This is a genomic window from Ellagibacter isourolithinifaciens (assembly GCF_008831035.1).
Lineage (GTDB): Bacteria > Actinomycetota > Coriobacteriia > Coriobacteriales > Eggerthellaceae > Ellagibacter > Ellagibacter isourolithinifaciens.
Genome location: NZ_WAJR01000020.1, coordinates 1 through 21,939, shown reverse-complemented (window position 1 = coordinate 21,939; position 21,939 = coordinate 1). Strand labels below are relative to the sequence as shown.

Below are 21,939 nucleotides of genomic sequence, written 5' to 3'. Positions count from 1 at the left end.
CGAAGAGAAGACGCAAACAGGCAGGTAGATTGTAGAAAAAGGAACACAGGTGAAACAAGAGAACATTCGCAACATCGCCATCATCGCTCACGTCGACCACGGTAAGACAACCCTCGTCGACAAGCTTCTGCGCGCGACCGATGCCTTCCGCGAGAATCAGAAGGTCGAGGAGCGCGTGCTCGACTCCAACGACCAGGAGCGCGAGCGCGGCATCACCATTCTGGCGAAGAACATCTCCATCGAGTACAAGGGCGTGAAGATCAACGTCATCGACACTCCTGGCCATGCCGACTTCGGCGGCGAGGTCGAGCGCGTCCTCAAGATGGCTGACGGCACGCTGCTTCTCGTCGACGCGTTTGAGGGTCCCATGCCCCAGACGCGCTTCGTGCTGCGTCACGCTATCCAGGCGGGTCTTTCGATCATGATCGTTGTGAACAAGATCGACCGCCCCGGTGCCGACCCCGAGAAGGCGTACAACGACTGCCTCGATTTGATGGCCGACCTGGGCGCGAACGACGAGCAGCTCGAGTTCGCCATGGAGCATGTGGTGTACGCGAGCGCCATGAACGGCTTCGCCCGCCTTGACCCCGCCGACGACAACGACAACATGTATCCGCTGCTCGACATGATTCTCGACGACATGCCCGCGCCCGAGGTTGACCCCGATGGTCCGCTTGCCATGCAGTGCGTGACGATCGATCACTCCGAATACGTCGGCCGCATCGGCATCGGCCGCGTGTATTCCGGATCCATCCATACGGGCGATACCATCCTCGTCGTGAAGAATGACGGCACCCAGTCGACCGCGACGGTTCGCCAGCTGTTCACCTTCGACTACCTTGGCCGCAAGGAATGCGACGTCGTTGAAGCGGGTGACATCGGAGCTGTCGTCGGCATCGAGCGCACCGACATCGGCGACGTCTACACCGACCCCGAGAATCCCATCGCCCTCGATCCGATTGAGATCGATCCGCCGACGCTGTCCATCGTGTTCGAGCCGTCGACCTCCCCGCTCGTCGGCCGCGAAGGCGATATCGTCGGCGCACGCCAGCTCAAGGAGCGCCTCATGCTCGAGCGCGAGAACAACGTGACGATGAAGATCGAAGAGCTTGAGGACAAGTCCGGCATCGAGGTTTCCGGCCGCGGTATTCTCCATCTTTCCGTCCTGATGGAGACGATGCGTCGCGAGGGCTTCGAGTTGCAGGTGGGCCGTCCGCGCGTTCTGTTCAAGAAGGACGAGAACGGCAACAAGATCGAGCCGATCGAGCAGGCTGTGGTCGAGTGTCCCGAAGAGTACTCGGGCAAGGTTATCGAGATTTTCGGCACCGCTGGCGGCACGATGGTCTCCCTCGACGCGTCGGGCCTGGTCACGCATCTTGAGTTCAAGATTCCGACCCGCGGCATCATGGGCCTTAAGAACCGCATCCTCAATGTCACCCACGGCGACGGCGTGTTCTATCACACGTTCCTGGAATATGGTCCCTACGCGGGCGACATCGGCGGCCGCAAGAACGGCGCGATGATCTCCATGAGCACCGACAAGGCGGTCGCCTATGCGCTTGGCACGCTGCAGGAGCGCGGCACGCTGTTCGTCGCTCCTGGTGACGCGTGCTACGAGGGCATGATCGTCGGCGAAAGCGCTCGCCCGGGCGACATGGTGGTGAACGTCGCGAAGACAAAGAACCTGGGCAACCAGCGCTCCTCCACTTCCGACATCTCCGTGCAGCTCACTCCTCCGCGCACCTTCACGCTCGAAGAGGCGCTCGAATACATCACCGATGACGAGCTCGTCGAGATCACGCCGCAGAACGTGCGCATGAGAAAGCGCCTTCTCTCCGCGGTCGACCGCAAGAAGGCAGCTAAGAAATAGGGGGAATTCCGCCGGCCGCGAGGTCGGCGGAATGGTTTTTGAGTCAGGCGGGACTATGTCGAAGAAACTGTTGATGGGCAACGAAGCGTTCGCCCACGCCGCCCTTGAGGCGGGGGTGCGGGTTGTCGCGGGATACCCCGGGACGCCGTCGTCTGAACTGATTGAGACCGTCGCGAAGCTGCATGCTGCGGGCAAGGCTCATGGCGTTCACGTGGAATGGTCGACGAACGAGAAGGCGGCGCTCGAGCTTCTTGCGGGTGCGTCGTACTGCGGCGCACGCACGTTGTTCACCTGCAAGCAGGTTGGGCTAAACGTTGCCTCCGACGCTCTGATGAGTCTGAACTACGTCGGGATCAAGGGCGGCTGCGTGCTCTTTGTCGCCGACGATCCGGGCCCCATCTCTTCACAGACGGAGCAGGATACCCGCCGTTTCGGGGCGTTCTCGAAGGTTCCTGTTCTTGACCCTGCAACACCCGAACAGGGCTTCGCCATGATGAAGGCCGCGTTTGACCTCTCCGAGAAATATCGGACGCCCGTCATCGTCCGCCCGACGACGCGCATCTGCCATGCATCGACGTTTTTCGAGGTGGAGGATGAAACCTTCGCGAAGCCGATTCCCGAAGAGGGCTTCGAGCGCAGTTCCCGCTGGGTCATCTTCCCCCGCCGCGCCTTTGAGGGTCACGGGGAAATTAACGAGCGCCTTATCAGCATCGCGAAGGATTACGCGCAAAACGAGCCCCTCGCGAGCTTCAATCCGCAGGAGCAGCGCGGCGACGCGAGCATGCCGCTGCGCCTCGGCGTTGCAGCGGGCGGCGTTTCGGCATCCTATGTCCGCGAAGCCCTTCGCCGGCTTGAGGAGCTTTGCGGGGAACAGGGCGTACAGATGCCTTCTTACCGCTTCTGGCAGGTAGGGACGCCGTACCCCTTCCCCGTCGTGGCTGCCGATGAGTTCACTTGCGGCCTGGACCGCATCATCGTTTTCGAAGAGCTCGACCACGTGATCGAGGACGAGCTTGCCGTGCGCGCGGGCCGCACCCACGCGAGCTTTGAAGTGCTCGGCAAACTGACGGGCGACACGCGCGATCGCGGGGAAAACGACGTTGACGACGCAATCACTCGTCTGGCCAGCTTCTTCGGCCTCTCCGATTCTTTGGGCGAGTCCCTGAAAGTGCCGGCTCCCTTCGACGAGCCCTTGCCCGTTCGTCCGCCGGTGCTGTGCGCCGGGTGCCCCCACAGGGGTAGCTTCTACGCGGTGAAGCGCGCGTTGAGGAAGACCCCCGCCGTGCTTTGCGGCGACATCGGCTGCTACACGCTCGGCAACGCGAAGCCGCTCGATGCGGTCGATACGTGCTTGTGCATGGGTGCGGGAATCACCATGGCTCAGGGATTCTCCGTCGTGGAGCCCGACAAGAAGCAGCTCGCCTTCGTCGGTGACTCGACGTTCTTCGCAAGCGGCCTCACGGGCATCGCGAACGCAGTCTATAACGGCCATGACATCACCGTTTGCGTGCTCGACAACGCGACGACCGCCATGACGGGGTCGCAGCCCCACCCGGGGACCGGTGTGACGCTCATGGGCCCGCATCGCAAGCCTATCAGCATCGAGGCGGTGCTTAAGGCGCTCGGCGTGGAATGCATTGTCCATGCCGACCCGCTTGACCTGGAAGGCTCGACCCGCGCGGCGAAGCGCGCAATCGACTTCGAGGGTCCTTCGGCCATTTTGTTCGAGTCCCCTTGCGTTCAGCTGGTGAAACCGAAAGAGTCTGTGAGCGTTAACACCGACACGTGCACGGGATGCAAGAAGTGCATCACCGAAATCGGCTGCCCTGGCTTGGGCTTCGACCAGACCCGCAAGGGCGCGAAGAGCAAAGATCGCGGCCAGGCGTTCGTCGATGCCTCGTTGTGCAACGGGTGCGGCCTTTGCATTCAGGTGTGCCCCTTCAAGGCGATCGAGCTGCCGGGAAACGCGGAGGAGAAGGAGGCGCCCCATGCGTAACGTGCTTTTGACTGGCGTTGGCGGGCAGGGAACGGTCCTCGCCGCGAAGGTTCTCGCGCAGGCGGCCCAGGCAAAGGGATGGCAGGTTCGCACTGCCGAGACGATCGGTATGGCCCAGCGCGGCGGCAGCGTGGTCTCTCATGTTCGTATGGGCGATAACGGGGAGGAAGTAATCGCTCCGCTCGTTGCGAAAGGCACCGCCGACATGATCATCGCGTTCGAGCCGGCCGAGGCCGCGCGGGTGCTTCCCTACCTTGCGCCCGATGGCGTGATGGTGAGCGCGACCACGTCCATCCAGCCTATCACGGCAGCCCTTTCGATCGAGCCGTACCTTGCCGAGGCGACGATTGCCTCGTTGAGGGGACGCCTCAATGGGAGTGCCGAAGCGCCCGCCCGTTTCGTCCTCGTCGATGATGAGGCCGTGTTATCCCAGGTGGAAAATAGGAAGGCGCTCAATACTGTGCTTCTTGCCTTTGCACTTAAAACGGGACATTTGCCGCTTTCGCTCGACGATTTGCGCGACGCGATTCGCGCATGCGTGAAGCCTCGGTTCGTCGAGCTGAACCTTGCGGCGATCGACCTGGTGGAAAGCAAGGAGTAATCGCATGTCTCGCCCCTTCACCCGCCGTGCGTTCATCGCTTCCCTCGCTTGCGCGACTTCGGCTGCCGCCGCCAGCGTCATGACCGCGTGCTCGAAGACGGGCAAGGGCGCAAACGCCGAGCAGACGGCTGCGTTTCTCGATGTGATTCCCCTGAGGGAGGGGCAAGAGGAAGCCGCGTACAATTCGGCGCTTCTCCAACAGGCGATTGACGACGCCTCGAAGAAGAGCGGTTCGGTGCATCTGGGTCCGGGAACGTTCTATTTTGCGTGGATGAAAGCTACCGATGAGGGCAATTGCGTCGTCGAGATGCGTGACAACGTCGAGGTGCGGGGAAGCGGCAAGGATGCGACAATTCTCAAGCCGCTCGGCCGCTACGCCATGACCGGTGAGGCCCCTCATGGTATCGACATGTTCTACTACGACGGCTTCGACGACCGCCGCTACCTCGACAACGCCTCGTTCTACGACTTCACCATCGACGGCGAGAGCACGCAGGGGTCGCTTCGTGGGTACAACGCCTCGGGCAAGGGGTTTTTCTTCAAGCTGTTCCGCGGCTGCACGTGGGAACGTGTCGAGGTACGCAACACCGACGGTACGGGCTTCGGCGCCGATTATCCCGTTGACTGCGTGATGCGCGATTGCTCGGCGATCGGTTGCGGAAAGAACGCCACGGAGGATTCCTTCGGTGCCTCGGGATTCGGCGTGGGCGTGGGTCTTTCCGAAGATGAGTCGATGGTCATCGAGAACTGCACATCGTCGGCGAACACGAAGTTTGGGTTCTTCTTCGAGCATCAATCCCTCTATCGCTTGAATGGCGTCGGGGCGCGCCGCGCGAAGGGTTTCCAGGTTACGAACTGCACAGCATGGGGAAACCTGATCAACTTCGGCGGCAATCGCGCGTACGACGTTGTGTACGATTATTGTGTGTCTGACCAGCCCAAAAAGTCAGACGATGAGCTGTATACCGACTACGCCTTCACCTTCGTCGAGCATTCTGTTCGCATTCTGGTTCGAAACGCCACGGTCGACCAGATGTATACCGACGTGCTGGCGGATCCTTCCAGTTCTGCGGCGATCGAGTGGGCCCTTTCGCGCAATGTGGCGCATGTGGGGGCGAGCGGCAACAATGAGTTCCGCCCCGAAAACAGTACCACTCGCGCGGAAGCGGCCGAGTTCTTCTGGCGTTATGCGGGGCGCCCGGGCATGTTGCCCCTGCGCTACGATTACTTTGACGATCCCTCGAGTGACGTCAGTGCTGACTCGTTTTGCGCTGACGCGGTGCGGTGGCTGGAAGACGATGAAATTGCGGCGGGGAACAACTTCCGCGCCGAAGATAAGATCACCATTCAGGAAATCTGCTTGGCTATGCTGCGCTATGCCTATCTTGTAGAAGATGCGTCGAGCGAAGCATCGCGGGCGCTCACACTTTCGGGCGAGGATACCAAGTGGGAAACCCCTTCGAAGCCTTCTTCCCAGGAAGAGGAGAAAGTTGCCCTCGATTGGGCTTGCGAGCAAGGGATTGTCACCAAAGCGGAAGCGGCCGACTCGAAGGTGAGCTTTACGCGCGCAAGGATGATGGGCATGCTGCAAGCGCTCGATAACGCGAAAACGACAACCGCGAAGTAGCAGGCGTTACGACGCTAACGCGGCACGCAAAGTTCGTACGGTGCGAGGGCGGGCGCATGGCTCGAAGGGTCGTTCGGGCTCGCGGCCCAATCCCCCTCTCGACCAAAACGGCCCTTGCCCTTGAAATCGCGTGTCGTTCGCCTACAATGGGCTTATGACGAACTCAGCCGACATCCTCCTTTCCGTAGCCGCGCGCAACGCGTTGGCTGGTCGATGGCTCTAGCTTCAAGACTCGTAAGCGAGCCTTAAAGCATTCTGGGCTATTTTCGCAACGATCTTGAAGCGCCTCTCAGTTTTGCAGCATTTGCTGCGCCGCAATGCATTTCGATCGCGTCGAAATGCGACCATGTCATGAGAAGAGGACCATCATGCAAATGACCGACGAGCAACTCAAGCTCATTACCACCAAGCTTTCCACCATCAAAGATTGCTCTCCCTTTTACGCTGAGAAATTCAAGGACATCGATCCCTCTGACGTGCGCACGCAGGAGGATTTCGAGAAGCTTCCCTTCTCGGAAAAGGACGACCTTCGCCGCGTGTATCCGCTTGGGCTTCAGGCGGTTCCCGATGAGGAAGTCGTGCGCATCCACAGTTCTTCGGGTACGACGGGCACGCCGGTCATCATTCCCTACACTGCCCAGGATGTGACCGATTGGGCAATCCAGTTCGAGCGCTGCTACCGAACCGCGGGCATCACCAATCTCGACCGCATCCAGATTACCCCAGGTTACGGCCTGTGGACCGCGGGTATCGGCTTTCAGCTTGGCTGCGAGCGCTTAGGTGCCATGGCGATTCCGATGGGTCCCGGCAACACCGAGAAGCAGCTTAAGATGATGCAGGACTTGCATTCCACGGTCATCACCGGCACGTCGAGCTATGCGCTTCTGCTCGCCGAGGAAATATCCACGCGCGGCCTGCGCGACAAGCTCGACCTGAAGAAGGGCGTTATCGGTTCCGAGCGCTGGGGCGAGAAGATGCGTCACCGCATCGCGAACGAGCTGGGCATCGAAATCTTCGATATCTATGGCCTGACCGAGATTTACGGCCCGGGCATCGGCATCTCCTGCGAGGCTCACCACGGTATGCATGTTTGGGAAGACTTCGTGTACGTGGAGATCGTCGACCCGAAGACGGGCGAGGTGCTGCCCGACGGAGAGGTGGGGGAAATCGTTCTCACCACGCTGCGCAAGCAGGGCGCGCCGCTCATCCGCTACCGCACGCACGACCTTTCACGTATCATTCCCGGTGCCTGCACCTGCGAATACGGTAGCCATCACCCGCGTATCGACACCATCGTCGGCCGCACCGACGACATGGTGAAGGTGAAGGGATGCAATATGTTCCCCGCGCAGATCGAGGAAGTCATCAACTTCACGGAGGGCACCTCGTCCGAGTACCAGATGATGATCGAGGCGATTAACGGCCGCGATGTTATCACGCTCCTGTTCGAGACTGCGCTTACGGGCGAGGACCGCGATAAGTGCGAGCGCGAGCTCGAGGCGATCTTCAAGGCGAAGATCGGCTGCACCCCCGAGGCGAAGGGCGTGCCCATCGGCGAGTTGCCGCGTAGCGAGAAGAAGACCAAGCGCATCTTCGACAGCCGTTACTAAAGGGTAGGATCGAATAGTTTCTTTTATTGATTACGAAAGACCTCGTCGCACGCCGTTTACCGATGGCGAGCGGCGGGGTCTTTTCCGTTGATTTCCCGCATCGCCCCGTTTGCCGCGACGAATCAGGCTGTTTCGTGAATCGCTCTCATCTGATTTGCGCTCTGGTATTCTAAGAATCGAAATCCACCCAACTGAAGATTAAGAGAGATGTACGCACATGACTGACTTGAGCATGCCTTCAAGCAGTGTGCGCCTTGGCGCCGCTGTTCCTGTTCCCGCACCTGATGTTGACGAAAATGCGACAGGTGATGTCGCTGTTGCAAAACCCTCCACGAAAAAACGGCCGCTTCACAAGCAGCTTGCCTTTACGCTGTTCATGACGGGCGGCATGGTAACGCTCATGAGCCTGTATAACACTGCATTGCACACCTGGTTCAATTTCACCCTTTTCGACTGGCTTTCCGGAATGCTTCTTCGCTGGCCGATCGCGTTTGCTGTCTCCCTTACGATTGGCGATGTCATTGCGAAGCGCGTGCTGATGCCGCTTGTTCGGAAAATAGCGTCTCCTTCTGGATGGATCGCCTCGCATATCATTCCGTTTTGCAAGGTCAACGCAATGGTTCCCTTCATGACGTTCTTCGCTTCTCTCCTGTCTGTTGGCATCTCGCAAGACCTGCTGCCGCTGTGGGCTTTCACGTACGTGACAACTCTTCCTGCTGCTCTTGCCGCAAATGTGGCGCTTGTCGGTCCTCTGGCAAGGAAGATGTACCGTTTGGTGTTTAGCGAGAAGTTCTGATGTTGCGTGGCTGTTCCCGCGCGCGGCAGAGAGAGGGGCTGTGCGTCGGTGGGCAAACCTCGCTCAAAAAGGCGGGTTTTCGATTTCCCCGCCTTTCCGAGCGCTATAGTGTGATAAAGTAGCCGCATGAATTTTGGTGAGGGACATATTGCGCACACTGTTGCATCGGCTGCGACCGATGTCTTTTCTGCACCCCTCTACTATTATTATTCCTATCGATATCTCTAGCACACGAGGCCTGGCTTGTTGCGCGCATGGGCGCGCAGGTTGGCAAGGAAAGTCTCGCGTCGTGTGCGCCTCCCATGTTTTCCCTGTTCAAACTCGGTAAAGGAAAACGTTTCACGTGAAACCCTTTGAGAATCGTTAGGAAACAGCAATGATCGCAAAACTATGCATGGTGCTCATTTTCATCGGCGTTGCCGTGGGCGTGGGCATCTACTGCCGCCGTTCGACGGCAAGCGTTGACGGCTTCGTGCTCGGCGGGCGAAGCGTTGGCCCTTGGATGAGCGCCTTCGCGTTCGGCACGAGCTACTTCTCGGCTGTCGTCTTTGTCGGGTACGCTGGTCAGTTCGGGTGGAAATACGGCATCGCCGCATTCTGGGCGGGAATCACCAACGCGATTCTCGGTAGCCTGCTTGCTTGGTGGGTGCTCGGCCCGCGCACGCGCGAGATGACGCATCGCCTAGGCGCTACCACGATGCCGGAGTTCTTCGGCCTCCGCTATGATTCGAAGGCCCTGCGCGTTGCCGCCGCGGCCATCATTTTCGTCTTCCTCATCCCCTACACGGCGAGCGTCTACAACGGCCTGTCCCGTTTGTTCGGTATGGCGTTCGGCTTGCCCTACGAGTGGTGCGTTATCGGCATGGCAGTTGTGACCTGCATCTACGTCGTAGTTGGCGGCTACATGGCCACGGTGATGAACGACTTTCTGCAGGGAATCGTCATGCTGGTCGGCATCATCGCCGTCATTGTGGCCGTCCTGTTCAACAACGGCGGCTTTATGCCCGCAATCACCGAGCTTTCGCAGATGTCCTCCGATTTGGCGCCTGACATGGCGGGCCCGTTCGTGAGCATGTTCGGCCCCGACCCGCTGAACCTTTTGGGTGTGTGCATTCTTACGAGTCTTGGCACTTGGGGACTTCCCCAGATGGTGCAGAAGTTCTACGCCATCAAGAGCGGCCCCGCGGTGAAACAGGGTGCTATCATCTCGACGCTGTTCGCCTTCGTGGTCGCGGGCGGCAGCTACTTTTTGGGTGGGTTTGGTCGCCTGTATTCCGGCCAGGTCGAGATGGGAGCGAACGGTCAGCCTATCTACGACTCAATCATCCCCACGATGCTCTCTACCCTGCCTGATCTGCTCATCGGCATCGTCATCGTGCTCGTGCTTTCCGCTTCCATGTCGACCTTGTCCTCGCTCGTGCTCACGTCCTCCTCGACGCTGACGCTCGATGTGCTCAAGGGTAACGTCGTGAAGAATATGAGCGAGAAGGGACAGCTCTCAACGATGCGCGTGCTCATCATCGTGTTCATCGTGATCTCGGCGGCCCTCGCGCTTGTGCAGTACCACTCCTCGATTACGTTTATCGCACAGCTCATGGGCATCTCGTGGGGCGCGCTCGCCGGCGCATTCCTCGGTCCCTTCCTGTGGGGCCTCTACTGGGGCCGCGTGTCGAAGGCCGCCGTATGGGCGAGCTTTATCGTGGGTGTGGGTCTCACGACCGGCAACATGATCATGGGATTCGTGGGCACGCCGCTTATCGCGAGCCCCATCAACTGCGGTGCCATCGCGATGATACTCTCGCTTGTCATCGTGCCGCTGGTGAGCCTTGTCACCAAGCCGGTGCCCTTCAACGTGAACCCGCCGAGCGCGGAGGGTGCAATCGATCGCGAGTACGTCCGCGAACTGCATTTGCAAAAGGAAAAGGAAGCGAAAGCGGCTTCTGCGGAATAGCCTTCTCGCTTGCGAAGCCACGCTTTCGAGCTCCCGCTGTCGAATGCCTGCTGAAGGCCCCTGCTGAAGGGCGCGCGCTTCAAGTTGATTTTGGAAGGGGAGACCGTTCGTTTCGGCGGTCTCCTCTTGTGTTTAGGCGACGATGATCTTCGGCAAGGCGAGATCGTGCGGCTCGGTCGGCACAGCCTTGACTTCTTGTTCTCGAAAGGCGATGCCGCACACGGCAGCGTCGCTTCGAAGCTCGCGCAGGAAGCGGTCGTAGTTGCCGCCGCCATAGCCGAGGCGCATGTTGCCCGCATCGAAGGCGACCATCGGAACGACAACGGCGTCGATCTCGCGCGGATCGCATGGCATGCAATCGGCAAGTGAGGGATCGTCGGGGGTCACGGCGCGGGCGGGTTTGTCGAAGAAGGCGCGCCGCGTGCCGTCGAGGGGGACATCCCAAAACGTCATGCGGGCCTTGGCGTCGTTATCGTCTCGCATCATGACGGGAAAGGCGCAGGTCCACCCATGCAAGCGGACGCTTTTCGCGAACGGGGCGATGTCCACCTCGCTTCCCAGCGCATGGTAGGCGGCGATGCGTGACTCGGATGCAACCGTGCGGCCGAAGTACCGCTCGAGCTCTTCGCATGCCTTCTCGCTACGAGCGATGCGCTCGTCGCTGGGGATAGCGTTACGACGCGCGATGACGAGGCGCCTTGTTTCTTCCTTCATATCCATGCCTGCAAGTATAGAGTGCTCGCAAACCTTGTTACATTCTCCGAAAAAAACGCACATGTGGACCCCGCAGCCGAAAAATCAAGGCATACTGAAACGGCCTGCAATTATGCAGGGGAAGTATCAGCTCACAACGAAGGGGTTCCTGTGGAAGGTTTCGACCTTATCAGTACGGGCGCTTGGTCAATCGTGCCGCCGCTTTTGGCGCTCGGGCTCGCGCTCATCACCAAGGAAGTGTACTCGTCGCTCACCATCGGCGTACTTATGGGCATGGTGATCTACCAGTTCACTCTCGCGGGGGTTGGCGTCGATCAGTTTATCGCGGCGTTCACCATGGTTCCACGAATGATGGCGACGCAGATTGCCGACAACGGAGCGCTGCTGCTGTTCCTTGCCTTATTGGGCGCGCTCACGGTGGTCATCGCGATCGCCGGCGGCTCGCGCGCCTACGCCGAATGGGTGTCGAAGCACGTGAAGAACGCGCGCCTCGCCTCGATTCTCACGGCGGTTCTCGGCATCCTCATCTTCGTGGACGACTACTTCAACTGTCTTACGGTCGGCGCGGTCATGCGTCCCATCACCGACCGCTTCCATATCAGCCGCGAGAAACTGTCGTGGATCATTGACTCCACGGCGGCGCCTGTGTGCATCATTGCGCCGGTCTCTTCTTGGGCGGTTGCCGTGGGCGGCTATCTGGGAGAAGACGGCTTCTCGACGTTCGTTCAGTCCATCCCTTACAACTTCTATGCCCTGCTCACGGTCTTCTTCGTGTTCTTCATGCTGATCACGAAGCTCGATTACGGTTCGATGCGCGCGGCTGAGGAAGCCTGCGCCCAGGGGCACGACGTCGACGACATTCCGCGCGAGGGAAGCGCCCTTGCGGCGGTTTCGACGACCCGTCTTCCCGAGAAAAACGTCGAAGCATACGAAGGCGATCATCCGGGCGTGCCTTCGGTTGTGACCGAGGAGGCCGACATCGACGACGCAGCATCGGGCGCGATCGACGAGTACAAGGGACTCAACATCTCCGAGAATGGCCGCGTGTTCGACCTGATCGTCCCCATTGTCGTGCTGATCGTGTTCTCGATTCTCGGCATGATGTACGTGGGCGGTTTCTTCGAGGGCGTCGACTTCGCTACCGCTGTCGGCGAGGACCCGGTGACGGGCCTGTGCATCGGATCTTGTGTGGCGCTCGTGGTTTCGGCTGCGATGTTCCTGCCCCGTAAGCTCACGACGCTCGAGGGTTTTGTGGAAGGCATCTCCGAAGGCGTGCGCTCGATGGTCGGCGCGATCATGATCCTCGTTCTGGCATGGAGCTTGGGCGGCCTGTGCCGTCATCTGCTGGGAACGGGCGAGTTTGTGAGCGGCGTGTTGAACGGGCTTGGCGTGGGGCTTACCCTTCTGCCTGCGATCATCTTCCTGGTGGCGGCGTTCATCGGCTTCGCCATGGGCACTTCCTGGGGCACGATCGCGCTTATCCTTCCCATTGTGATCGGCGTGTTCCCCACCGACGACCCGCTGTTCCTCGTGGCCGTCGGCTCGACGCTCGCAGGTGCAGTCTATGGCGACCACATCTCGCCGATATCCGATACGACGATCCTCTCCTCTGCGGGCGCAAAGTGCAACCACCTGCGCCACGTTGCCACGCAGATTCCCTACGCGACGCTCGTTATGATCACGTGCTTCATCGGCTACATCGTGGCTGGCTTCACGGGCAATCCGTGGATCTCGCTCGCGCTCGGTGCGGTCATCATCGTCGTTGCAGTGATTACGCTTCACAAGCTGAATTTCGGCGTGAAGAAGGGCGAGACGGCATAGCTTCTCATTGGCAAATAGCGGCTTGAGGGGCGCGCCCCAAAGGCTATGCGAGAATGGCGGTTTCCGAGAGGGGGCCGCCATTCTTGTTTTATCTGCGTAAGGGAGAATAATCTTATAGCTGAATATTAAAAGTGCGAACAATTCTATCGAAAAATAATCCTATTAAACGAGATATCGGTGCGATGGCAATTGCGCTGCCAGCCCTTCCCGATTGGTGGGATTCACTTCTTGCGGGGATGGAACTTCTCGCCTCAAAGGGAGCAAGCAAGGGCTCTGCTAGAAATGAGTTGGTACGCCTGACGTCCCTGCTCGGGGCCGCTCGCTCTATTCGATGCCGAGCACCTGCATCACGAGGAGCGCGACGGTGAGCACGGTCACGATGGCGACCGTCACCCAGATGAGGATCTGCGAGAGGCGGCCCGACTTGAAGGCCCCCATGATGTGCTTGTCCGAGGCGATGATGGCCATGAACACGAGGAGCACGGGCAGGATGATGCCGTTCACAAACTGGGCCGTGAGCATGATTCCCATGAGGTTGACGTTCGGGATGAGCACGACCACGGCGCCTATGATGATGACGAACGTGAAGATGCTCTTGAACATGGGCGCTTCGCGCCACTTGAACGACACGCCTGCTTCCCAGCCGAATGCCTCGCAGATAACGAAAGCCGTGGTGAGGGGCAAGACGCAGGCTGCAAGGAACGAGGCTGCGACCAGGCCGATGGCGAAGAGCGCTTCGGCGTATTGCCCGGCGAACGGGGCGAGCGCGCGTGCTGCCGCCTCGGCGCTGTCGACCTCGATGCCTTGCGGGTAGAGCACAGCTCCCGTGGTCACGATGATGAACCATGCGACGAGGCAGGCGGCGATGGTTCCCGATACGGCGTCGATCTTCTGCTCGAAGAGCTCGTTGGTCGTAGTGCCCTTCTCGACGACGTTGCTTTGCGTGAAGAACATCATCCACGGGGCGATCGTCGTACCGATCATCGCGATGACGAGCGATATCCAGCTCACGCCGCCTGTAACCTGTGGAACGACGGTCGAGGTGAGAGCATCGTTCCAGTCGGGCTGGGCGAGCACTGCCGCGATGATATAGGTCACGAAGACGAACGACAACGCGAGAAACACGTTCTGCACGCGCTTGTAACTGCCGCCGACGATGAGCAGCCAGACCGTCACCGCGGCGATTGGAACGGAGACGTACTTCGAGACACCGAACATCTCCATGCCCGATGCGATGCCGGCAAACTCCGAGAATGTGGTGGCAACATTGCCGACGAGCAGGGCGAACATGGCCAGTGCCGCGAGACGAATGCCGAATCGCTCGCGGATGAGCGCAGCAAAGCCCTTGCCGGTGGTCGCGCCCATGCGGCTTGCGGTCGTTTGCACCACGATGAGCAGGATGCACATGATGGGGATGACCCACAGCGTTGTGAAGCCGAACTTCGCGCCCGCCGTGGAGTACGTCGAAATGCCGCCCGCGTCGTTGCCCGCCATGGCAGTGACGATGCCGGGGCCCATCGCTGCGAGGATGAGCAGCAGCCGATTTTTCTTCTTGCCGTCCTGGCTGTCGGTTTCTGAAACGCTCGCCTTGCCGGGGAGTGCTGCTCCCGTCGCCTTCTTCTGCTTGCCGCTGACGCCGAAGGCTTTGCCGGGGATGGGGGCAAGGGTCTTTGCCGTACCCCTCGCGGCGTCTGCTTTCTTCTTTCCGAACACCATGGCTTATCTCCAGGAGTAACCGATGATCTGGAACAGCACGAGCGTGTAGAGTACCAAAAAGAGGATAGCCGCCGCGGTGGCGCCCAGGCCGAGCAGGACGCTCTTCTTTGTCTTGTCGCCGCTCACGTCGTCTTCGATGGCATCCCACGCGTCGTCGGTGGTGACGATGCCCAAAAGCTTGCCGCGCTCGTCGACGACGGGCATTGCGGGGAGGTCGTACTTGAAGACGTCCGCCGCCACGTCGTCTTCCGTTTCGTCGGGGGAGGCGGTGATGAGGTCGGTGTACATGATGTCGTGCATCACCTTGCTGTCGTCGGTCAAGACGAGGGTGCGCAGCGACAGCACGCCGACGAGCTTGTCGTATTCATCGAGGACGTAGACGTAGTGGACCGTCGGGTGCTCTTCGGGCAGCTCGCGCAGCACTTCGATCGTCTCGCGGACGGTGAAGGTTTCCGGCACGGCGACGAACTGGGTGGTCATCATACCGCCCGCGGTGCCGTCCTTGTATCCCAAAAGGCGGCGAATCTCGGCGGCGTCTTCCACACCCATCAGACGTAAGAGTGCTTCGGCCTTCTCATAGGAGAGGTCGCGGACGATGTCGACAGCGTCGTCGGGGTCCATGTTGCCGAGGACGTTTGCGGCTTTGGCGTCGTCGAGATCCTCGATGAAGTCGGCCTGGTACTCGTCTTCCATCTCCGAGATGGCCTCGGTCGCCTGGCTCTCATCGAGGTGTTTAAAGACGTTCGCGCGCTGCTGCGGATCGAGCTGCTCCAAGATGTCGGCCACGTCGGCGGGGTGCAGCTCGTCGAGGCGCTTGTGCGTGACGGACAGCTGTACTTCCGAGAGGTCTCGGTCGAGCAGGTCCATGTAGTTCCAGGCGATAATGCGCTCGTCGATTTGCTTGTGGAAGGTTTTCGCGACGGATACGACGGCGCGCTCGAGCCAGGGGGCAAGGCCTCGCAGAATGCCGCGAATGCCCACTTCGGCGCCGAGCAGTCGCAGCTGCGTGCCCGATTTCGAGAGCTTAAGGTCGTTTACGCGCACGACCTTAAGCCCCTGGGTGTCGACGATCTGTCGATCCATGAGGTCGCGTGCGAGAAGCACCTCGTCGGGCTGCAAGTAGCTGAAGCGGATGTCGGGCGAATCGACGGAAAGCTTGATGCCCTCGCCGTCGAACTCGTCGACGTACTTTCGCCAGGAAATCATGAAGGGGACTTTGCCCGGCCCTTGGAAGGCGAGGCTCGTGATGCGGGGAAAGACCTCGCCGGTTGAAATCGCGAGGTCGGAGATCGTGCCGATTTTCTCGCCAGCGGAATCCACAACAGGCTTCCCCAGCATTTGGGACAGATAAAGCATGGCGCTCCCTTACGTTCTGATGCGCCGTTAGGCCGTGCTTTGGAATCGTACCACTTAGGAGAATATTCCCAGGTAAAATCTTTGTCAGGCCTGGCGCATTGCAGTCGACCCTCGACTGCCGACGCGGGGAGCCGAAGGGTTACATACTGTGAGGCTTATGTTTTCGAACCTTCAAGTACGGACCTTTCCTCCAACAATAAAAAAACCGCACGTGTTGGTGACCCAATCGTTGCGGAGTAATAAGCTGAAATGGTGCGCCATGAGGGATTCGAACCCCCGGCGTACTGATTCGTAGTCAGTCCCTCTATCCAGCTGAGGTAATGGCGCACTTCTAAACAGCAACGGATATTATGCCAGTGGATGAGGAAGGTGTCAACAACTTTTTTCAAAAAATGGGAGCGAAATCGAATCGCCTGCTCGTGAGGCCGTTTCGTCTTACTTATTACCGTCGCTTTTTCCGAGGTGTCCTCTTCTCCTTACTGCGCCTAGGTTACTTCTCGCGCAGATTTACCGAATCCCGGGAGCGATGAGCGGTCAAGCGCTGCAAGGCGTTATCATGGTGAAACGAGAATGAAAGGTGACGCGCATGAACGACGAGCGTATCGATCTCTATAAGCAGTTCGAGAGAATCAATTGCATCGACCCATCTTATTACGAGAAGTTCCGCGTGAAGCGAGGCTTGCGCAATGCCGATGGCACCGGCGTGCTCGCGGGTATGACGAACATCTCGAACGTGCACGGCTATCTGCTCTCCGATGGCGACAAGCTGCCGGACGAGGGCTCGCTGCGCCTGCGCGGCTACGAGATCACCGACCTGCTCGGCGAGGAGAGCTCCACGACTCGTTTCAGCTTCGAAGAGGTAGCTTACCTGCTCCTTCTCGGTGAGCTGCCCACGCGAGACCAGCTTGACACCTTCATCGCCGCTATCGATGCGCAGCGCGAGCTGCCCGATGGCTTCACCGCATCGATGATCTTGAAGGACACCCCGCCTGACATCATGAACGTGCTGGCCCGTTCGATTCTTCTTCTGTATGCCTACGATCCCGACGCGGAGGACCGCTCTCCCGAGCACGAGATCAATACGGCAATTTCCCTCATGTCGCGCGTGCCGCGCATGATGGTCCTTACCTATTACGCCCAGCAGGCGCGCTACCACAATGGTTCCATGATCATGCATCGCTTTATCCCTGGTCAATCGACGGCCGAGACCATCCTGTCGATGCTTCGCCCCAATCGCGAGTTCACGCCGGAAGAGGCGCGCATGCTCGACGTCATGCTGTGTCTGCACGCCGAGCACGGCGGCGGCAACAATTCCACGTTCACCACGCGCGTCATGTCCTCGGCCGACACCGATCCCTACTCGGTGTATGCGGCGGCCATCTGCTCTCTTAAGGGAAAGAAACATGGCGGCGCGAACCACCAGGTCAGGGCCATGCAAGCCGACATCAAGCAGCATGTGGCGAATTGGGAAGACGACGACGAGGTCGCCGACTACCTGGCAAAGATCGTGAACAGGCAGGCCTACGACAAGTCGGGCCTGGTCTATGGCATGGGACATGCGGTGTATACGCTCTCCGACCCGCGCGCCATAATTTGCAAGAAGTATGCGAAGAAGCTCGCCGAGGGAACGGAATTCGAAGCGGAATACCGGCTCCTCGAGAGCATCGAGCGCCTGGCGCCTGAGGTGATTCTGCGCGAGCGCGGCACGAAGAAAGATATGTGTGCGAACATCGATATGTATTCTGGCTTCGTGTACTCCATGATGGGGATTCCGGAAGACCTGTACACGCCCCTGTTCGCCTGCGCCCGCATGGCGGGCTGGGCTGCGCACCGTTTTGAGGAGATCGTTGCGGGTAAGCGCATCATCCGCCCGGCATACAAGAGCACGCGCAGCGGAAGCCGTCCGTACACGCCGATCTCCGAGCGCTAGTTTTTGTTGGTAAGGGCGCTATAATGCCCTTATCAGGAGGAGTTGGAAGAGGGAGAGGAGGTGCGCATGCCGCCGAAATTTCCGAAGGGCAATGTGCGGCTCATGACCGACGAGGACCTCGACGGGTTCACGCTCGATCAGCTGAAATGCCGTGCTTGCAGCGGCTATGGAAACTGCGGTTACAAGCAGATGAACATCTACAACGGCAAAGCCGTTTCCATCTGCCAAATGCGCAAGAAGAAGCTGCAGTGCGAACGCGACGGCGTTCCCTTTGAGATGTAGCCTCACGGATGGGTCTCGCGACAAGTGGGGCCCATCTGCGTTGAGGGCATGAAAAACGCCCGAGAGCCTCGGGCGTGTGTTGACCTGGCGGAGGAAGTAGGATTTGAACCCACGGAACCTTGCGGCTCAACAGTTTTCAAGACTGCCGCCTTCAACCACTCGGCCATTCCTCCAGTGAGACCAGATTATATCAGGTGCTTGATTGATGCGGCGCCATCTGTCGGAATTCTCCAAGTCTCCTTTGGACGCTTGCGTCCCGGCGGCGCCTCGTCTTGCGCCCCGCGGCCCGCGTTCAGCGTCCGCGGCGGCGCCCCCCGCCTTTGCGCTCCCGCCCCCCAGCGTCTCGCCTTCGCCCGCGCTCGGGACGCCCTGCGCCACGCTCGCTTTATCATTGCAATTCATAGCGGTTCAATATGTCCGTTCGGCAAATTTTGCTTTACGCGGCTAAAGTTCGTTGTATCGTGCAAAATGCGTATATGAATTCGCGCCAGTATTTATGAGGAGCAAACGATGACCGTCGAGAAAAAAGACCTGGATTGGGGCAGCCTCGATTTCGGCTACCATAAGACCGACTACAGCTTTGAAGCGCATTGGAAAGATGGTGAATGGGACGAGGGTGGCCTGACTACCGATCACGACCTGCACCTTTCCGAGTGTGCGGGCATTTTCCACTATTGCCAGGAGGTCTTCGAGGGTCTGAAGGCCTACACCACCGAAGATGGCTCAATCGTCTGCTTCCGCCCCGACATGAACGCCGAGCGCATGTTCAATTCTGCCGAGCGTCTCGAGATGCCCGGCTTCCCGAAGGACAAGTTCGTCGAGGCCGTGAAGGCCGTTGTGAGTGCGAACGCCGCTTGGGTGCCGCCGTTTGGTTCGGGTGCTACGCTCTATGTGCGTCCGTTCATGATCGGTTCGGGCGAGGTCATCGGCGTTGCCCCGGCTCCCGAGTACACCTTCCGCATCCTGGTCACGCCGGTCGGTCCGTACTTCAAGGGCGGCCTGAAGCCGATCAAGCTGCGTGTCTCCGAGTACGACCGCGCCGCACCGCATGGCACGGGCAACATCAAGGCGGGCTTGAACTATGCCATGTCGCTGCGCCCGACGATGGAGGCGCACCGCGGCGGTTATGCCGAGAACCTCTATCTCGACTCCGAGTCGCGCACCTACGTTGAGGAAACGGGCGGCGCAAACGTGCTGTTCGTGAAGGAGGACGGCACGCTCGTGGTGCCGAAGTCCCACACCGACTCCATCTTGCCTTCCATCACGCGTCGCAGCCTTGTTCAGGTTGCGAAGGATTTGGGCATGACGGTCGACGAGCGCTATGTCACTTGGGAAGAAGTCGCTGGCGGCGAGTTCGTTGAGTGCGGCCTGTGCGGCACCGCGGCGGTTATCTCCCCAGTCGGTCAGATCGACAACAAGGTCAACGGCGCCGACCAAGAAGTTGTCTTCCCTGCTGGTTGCACCGAGATCGGCCCGGTGATGAAGAAGCTTCGCGAAACGCTCACGGGCATTCAGGACGGCGCCCTCGAGGACAAGCACGGCTGGGTCTGCAAGATCGGCTAGCGCGAAACGGGTGCGAACACGCTTCGGACCCAACTGATTCCAAAATGAAAGGCCTGATGGTTAATGCCGTCAGGCTTTTTTAGTGGGGAATTGATTCCGTGATGACGCTCCGGCATCCTCGAGACCGAGCGCTGGCACATGCGAAAAAAGTTTCCGACGCTGAAGAGAAGCAAAACTTCCAAATCCCCGCGTAAGCAATTCGCCGATTCCTTGCGAAGGGGGAGGGTCGTTTACGATGCGGAACTTTCGCAGGTTGCGTTATTCGCCGCTGGCACCTTCTGTGCTCGCTCCCCTCGTTGCCTCGCTGGGCTGCTCCTCGTGGCTCTCCCTTGCTTGCGCGCCGTTTTGCGACTCCTCGATGAAAAGCGCGGTCAGGCCGGTGCGCGTTTGGGTGCCCGTCTTCTTGTACAGCGAGGTGAGATGGTGCTGAACAGTGCGCAAGCCCACGCCCAGCTCTGCTGCGACGTGCTTGAGCGGCCGCTCATCCGAGACCACTGCAGCGAGAACGTCGCTTTCCCGCTTCGTGAGTCCATACGATTCGCAAAACGCCGCAAGGGCCTCCTCGGGGCTTCGCGGGGAAGCCTGTTCGGGGGATTCTTGGTCGGGCTTCTCCGCACTCTCATGGTCGGGCGTTTCTTCGGCGTCTGTTGATTTTTCGGAATACGATGAGATGCGTTCTTCATAGTCGGGGGCGAGCATTCCTGCGCGCGTCATCAAGATGAGAACAGCCGCGAACAGCACAAAGGCGAGCGAAGTGAGCGCCTGGTCATTGGCTTGCGCGAGGGCGGCCGAAGGAATCGTGACGACCAGCGCGACAACGTTGCTGATAACTTTCCCCATTCCCGCCCAAAGTTGGGGAACTCGCATATAAGCCGCGAGCCAGATGAACAGTGATAGGTAGAAAACGGCGAAGATCCCCGATCCTGCGTAGAACACAACGCGGCAGACCGTGATATTCAAGCCTGACCCCGCGGCGAGCGCTGCGGCCATTGCGAGGAATGCGACGCAAAGAACCACCGTTCCCATATGGCGACGGCGATCAATATCGAAGAAAACGCCTGCAGCGACTCCGCAGACCGCAACAACAAGTCGCGGCCAGACTTCGGCGTACTGGTTGACCCAGGGGGTTCCGAGTGAAGTTACGCTGTTGAGGACGTTAAATAGCACCGCGAGCAGAATGGTAAGCGCGACAAGCTGGATAGCGAACCCTCGCGGTTCCTGAAGATTGGGCGGTGCGACGGCTCCCTGAAGATCGAGAATCTTGCGAGGATATATCGGGTTGCCCATGCGGTCCACCGCTGCCCCCTCGCGGGGTACCTGAAGCGATGGCCAGCCGAAGAGCGCCACGAGCGAGAAGGCGATGATGCCGAGGCCTAGCAAAGCAGCGTCTCCCGCCCTTCCCAGCGGAATGTGAAAGCAAATCAGATGGAGGAGGATTCCTGCGGCGTGCGCGAGCGCGACACTCGTAATCAGTCGATTGCTCTGCGCGAGCATCATCGCCACACCGAAATAGGCGTTGCCGCCGAGTACGCCCATAATGAAAAACGAAAGGTAGCCAGCTCCGACAATGGCGATGGGCGAAGAAACTGTTGCCGCGATGATGAGGCAGACGATCCAGAGGATGGCGAAAACGAGAGCCGTGCCTCGCCGCTTTCTTCGAGAAAGCTTCAAGCTGTAGAGCGGATAGCAGAGGAATCCCAGGGCATTGAGTCCCATTATAGGGACAATCGTTGTAGCGATTTTTGACTCAAGCGAAAAGGACGACATGCTTGAGAGGTAAAACGAGTTGCTCTCGAGAAAAATGAAGTAGAAGAGCGCGAGCGAAACCATCGCGATAAAGGTATTTTTCGCAATGGTGTTCATAAAATGCCTTTCCTGCTACAGATTGAACAACTTTCCTCTGAGCGACATTATATAAGGTGAAAACGAGGTGAACGGTTGCGATATCGTGAACAACCTTTTCAAGGGGGACATTTTGGGGCTCTTCGGTGGTTTCTGTGGGAGAGATTCCGGCATAGGCCCAGCTCAGCGGGCGAAAACAACGATCTGGAACTGAAACGGCCCCGGGAGGGGCCGTTTCCGCGTCATCCGCCTATGATTGCTAAG

At 59.4% G+C, this 21,939-nt stretch carries 15 protein-coding genes and 2 tRNA genes; 11 read left to right on the top strand and 6 right to left on the bottom strand.

The annotated features are described in order from the left end of the window. The first annotated feature begins 49 nt into the window (after nucleotides 1-49). From typA to F8C90_RS07830, 7 genes are all read left to right on the top strand, one after another. Nucleotides 50-1,870: a translational GTPase TypA gene (gene typA, locus F8C90_RS07860; protein WP_158049970.1), complete on the top strand. Its 1,821-nt coding sequence runs from the start codon at nucleotides 50-52 to the stop codon at nucleotides 1,868-1,870. 55 nt (nucleotides 1,871-1,925) lie between these two features. After that, nucleotides 1,926-3,866 carry a thiamine pyrophosphate-dependent enzyme gene (locus F8C90_RS07855; RefSeq protein WP_158049969.1) on the top strand — a complete coding sequence of 647 codons (1,941 nt, stop codon included), beginning with the start codon at nucleotides 1,926-1,928 and terminating at the stop codon, nucleotides 3,864-3,866. Then, a complete protein-coding gene (locus F8C90_RS07850) occupies nucleotides 3,859-4,467 on the top strand; it encodes an indolepyruvate oxidoreductase subunit beta (protein WP_158049968.1) in 609 nt (202 codons plus the stop codon). The genes F8C90_RS07855 and F8C90_RS07850 overlap by 8 nt, the downstream gene beginning before the upstream one ends. 4 nt (nucleotides 4,468-4,471) lie before the next feature. After that, nucleotides 4,472-6,094 carry an S-layer homology domain-containing protein gene (locus F8C90_RS07845; protein ID WP_158049967.1) on the top strand — a complete coding sequence of 541 codons (1,623 nt, stop codon included), beginning with the start codon at nucleotides 4,472-4,474 and terminating at the stop codon, nucleotides 6,092-6,094. A gap of 368 nt (nucleotides 6,095-6,462) precedes the next feature. Continuing rightward, nucleotides 6,463-7,704 carry a phenylacetate--CoA ligase family protein gene (locus F8C90_RS07840; RefSeq protein ID WP_158049966.1) on the top strand — a complete coding sequence of 414 codons (1,242 nt, stop codon included), beginning with the start codon at nucleotides 6,463-6,465 and terminating at the stop codon, nucleotides 7,702-7,704. Nucleotides 7,705-7,921: 217 nt separating this feature from the next. Next, complete coding sequence (locus F8C90_RS07835; RefSeq protein ID WP_158049965.1) at nucleotides 7,922-8,500, top strand: DUF2798 domain-containing protein; 579 nt, start codon at nucleotides 7,922-7,924, stop codon at nucleotides 8,498-8,500. A 376-nt stretch (nucleotides 8,501-8,876) separates the two neighbouring features. After that, entirely contained in the window at nucleotides 8,877-10,451 is a 1,575-nt protein-coding gene (locus F8C90_RS07830) for a sodium:solute symporter family protein (protein WP_158049964.1), read from the top strand. Nucleotides 10,452-10,583: 132 nt separating this feature from the next. Here F8C90_RS07830 and F8C90_RS07825 read toward each other — a convergent pair whose 3' ends face one another. Then, nucleotides 10,584-11,165 (bottom strand): 5-formyltetrahydrofolate cyclo-ligase, encoded by a 582-nt coding sequence (locus F8C90_RS07825; protein ID WP_170264604.1) that lies wholly within the window; start codon nucleotides 11,163-11,165, stop codon nucleotides 10,584-10,586. A 150-nt stretch (nucleotides 11,166-11,315) separates the two neighbouring features. Between F8C90_RS07825 and F8C90_RS07820 the strand changes: the two genes are divergently transcribed. Further along, a complete protein-coding gene (locus F8C90_RS07820) occupies nucleotides 11,316-12,986 on the top strand; it encodes a Na+/H+ antiporter NhaC family protein (protein WP_158049962.1) in 1,671 nt (556 codons plus the stop codon). A 324-nt stretch (nucleotides 12,987-13,310) separates the two neighbouring features. Here the strand turns inward: F8C90_RS07820 and F8C90_RS07815 are convergent, their stop codons facing one another. The 3 genes from F8C90_RS07815 to F8C90_RS07805 form a co-directional block, all read right to left on the bottom strand. After that, on the bottom strand, nucleotides 13,311-14,702 hold the full coding sequence (locus tag F8C90_RS07815) for an NRAMP family divalent metal transporter (protein WP_158049961.1): 1,392 nt from the start codon (nucleotides 14,700-14,702) through the stop codon (nucleotides 13,311-13,313). Nucleotides 14,703-14,705: 3 nt separating this feature from the next. Continuing rightward, nucleotides 14,706-16,058, bottom strand: a complete 1,353-nt coding sequence (locus F8C90_RS07810) for a magnesium transporter (RefSeq protein WP_158049960.1) — start codon at nucleotides 16,056-16,058, stop codon at nucleotides 14,706-14,708. Between the two features lie 250 nt (nucleotides 16,059-16,308). Further along, nucleotides 16,309-16,385: transfer RNA gene (locus tag F8C90_RS07805), tRNA-Arg, on the bottom strand. A 259-nt stretch (nucleotides 16,386-16,644) separates the two neighbouring features. Here F8C90_RS07805 and F8C90_RS07800 point away from each other — a divergent pair. Then, complete coding sequence (locus F8C90_RS07800; protein ID WP_158049959.1) at nucleotides 16,645-17,988, top strand: citrate/2-methylcitrate synthase; 1,344 nt, start codon at nucleotides 16,645-16,647, stop codon at nucleotides 17,986-17,988. A 66-nt stretch (nucleotides 17,989-18,054) separates the two neighbouring features. Continuing rightward, on the top strand, nucleotides 18,055-18,270 hold the full coding sequence (locus tag F8C90_RS07795; protein WP_158049958.1) for a hypothetical protein: 216 nt from the start codon (nucleotides 18,055-18,057) through the stop codon (nucleotides 18,268-18,270). 85 nt (nucleotides 18,271-18,355) lie between these two features. Here the strand turns inward: F8C90_RS07795 and F8C90_RS07790 are convergent. Beyond that, a tRNA-Ser gene (locus tag F8C90_RS07790) sits at nucleotides 18,356-18,443 on the bottom strand. A 337-nt stretch (nucleotides 18,444-18,780) separates the two neighbouring features. Here F8C90_RS07790 and F8C90_RS07785 point away from each other — a divergent pair. Further along, entirely contained in the window at nucleotides 18,781-19,833 is a 1,053-nt protein-coding gene (locus tag F8C90_RS07785; RefSeq protein ID WP_158049957.1) for a branched-chain amino acid aminotransferase, read from the top strand. A 258-nt stretch (nucleotides 19,834-20,091) separates the two neighbouring features. Here the strand turns inward: F8C90_RS07785 and F8C90_RS07780 are convergent, their stop codons facing one another. Next, nucleotides 20,092-21,549 carry a helix-turn-helix transcriptional regulator gene (locus tag F8C90_RS07780; RefSeq protein WP_170264603.1) on the bottom strand — a complete coding sequence of 486 codons (1,458 nt, stop codon included), beginning with the start codon at nucleotides 21,547-21,549 and terminating at the stop codon, nucleotides 20,092-20,094. Nucleotides 21,550-21,939: the final 390 nt, after the last annotated feature.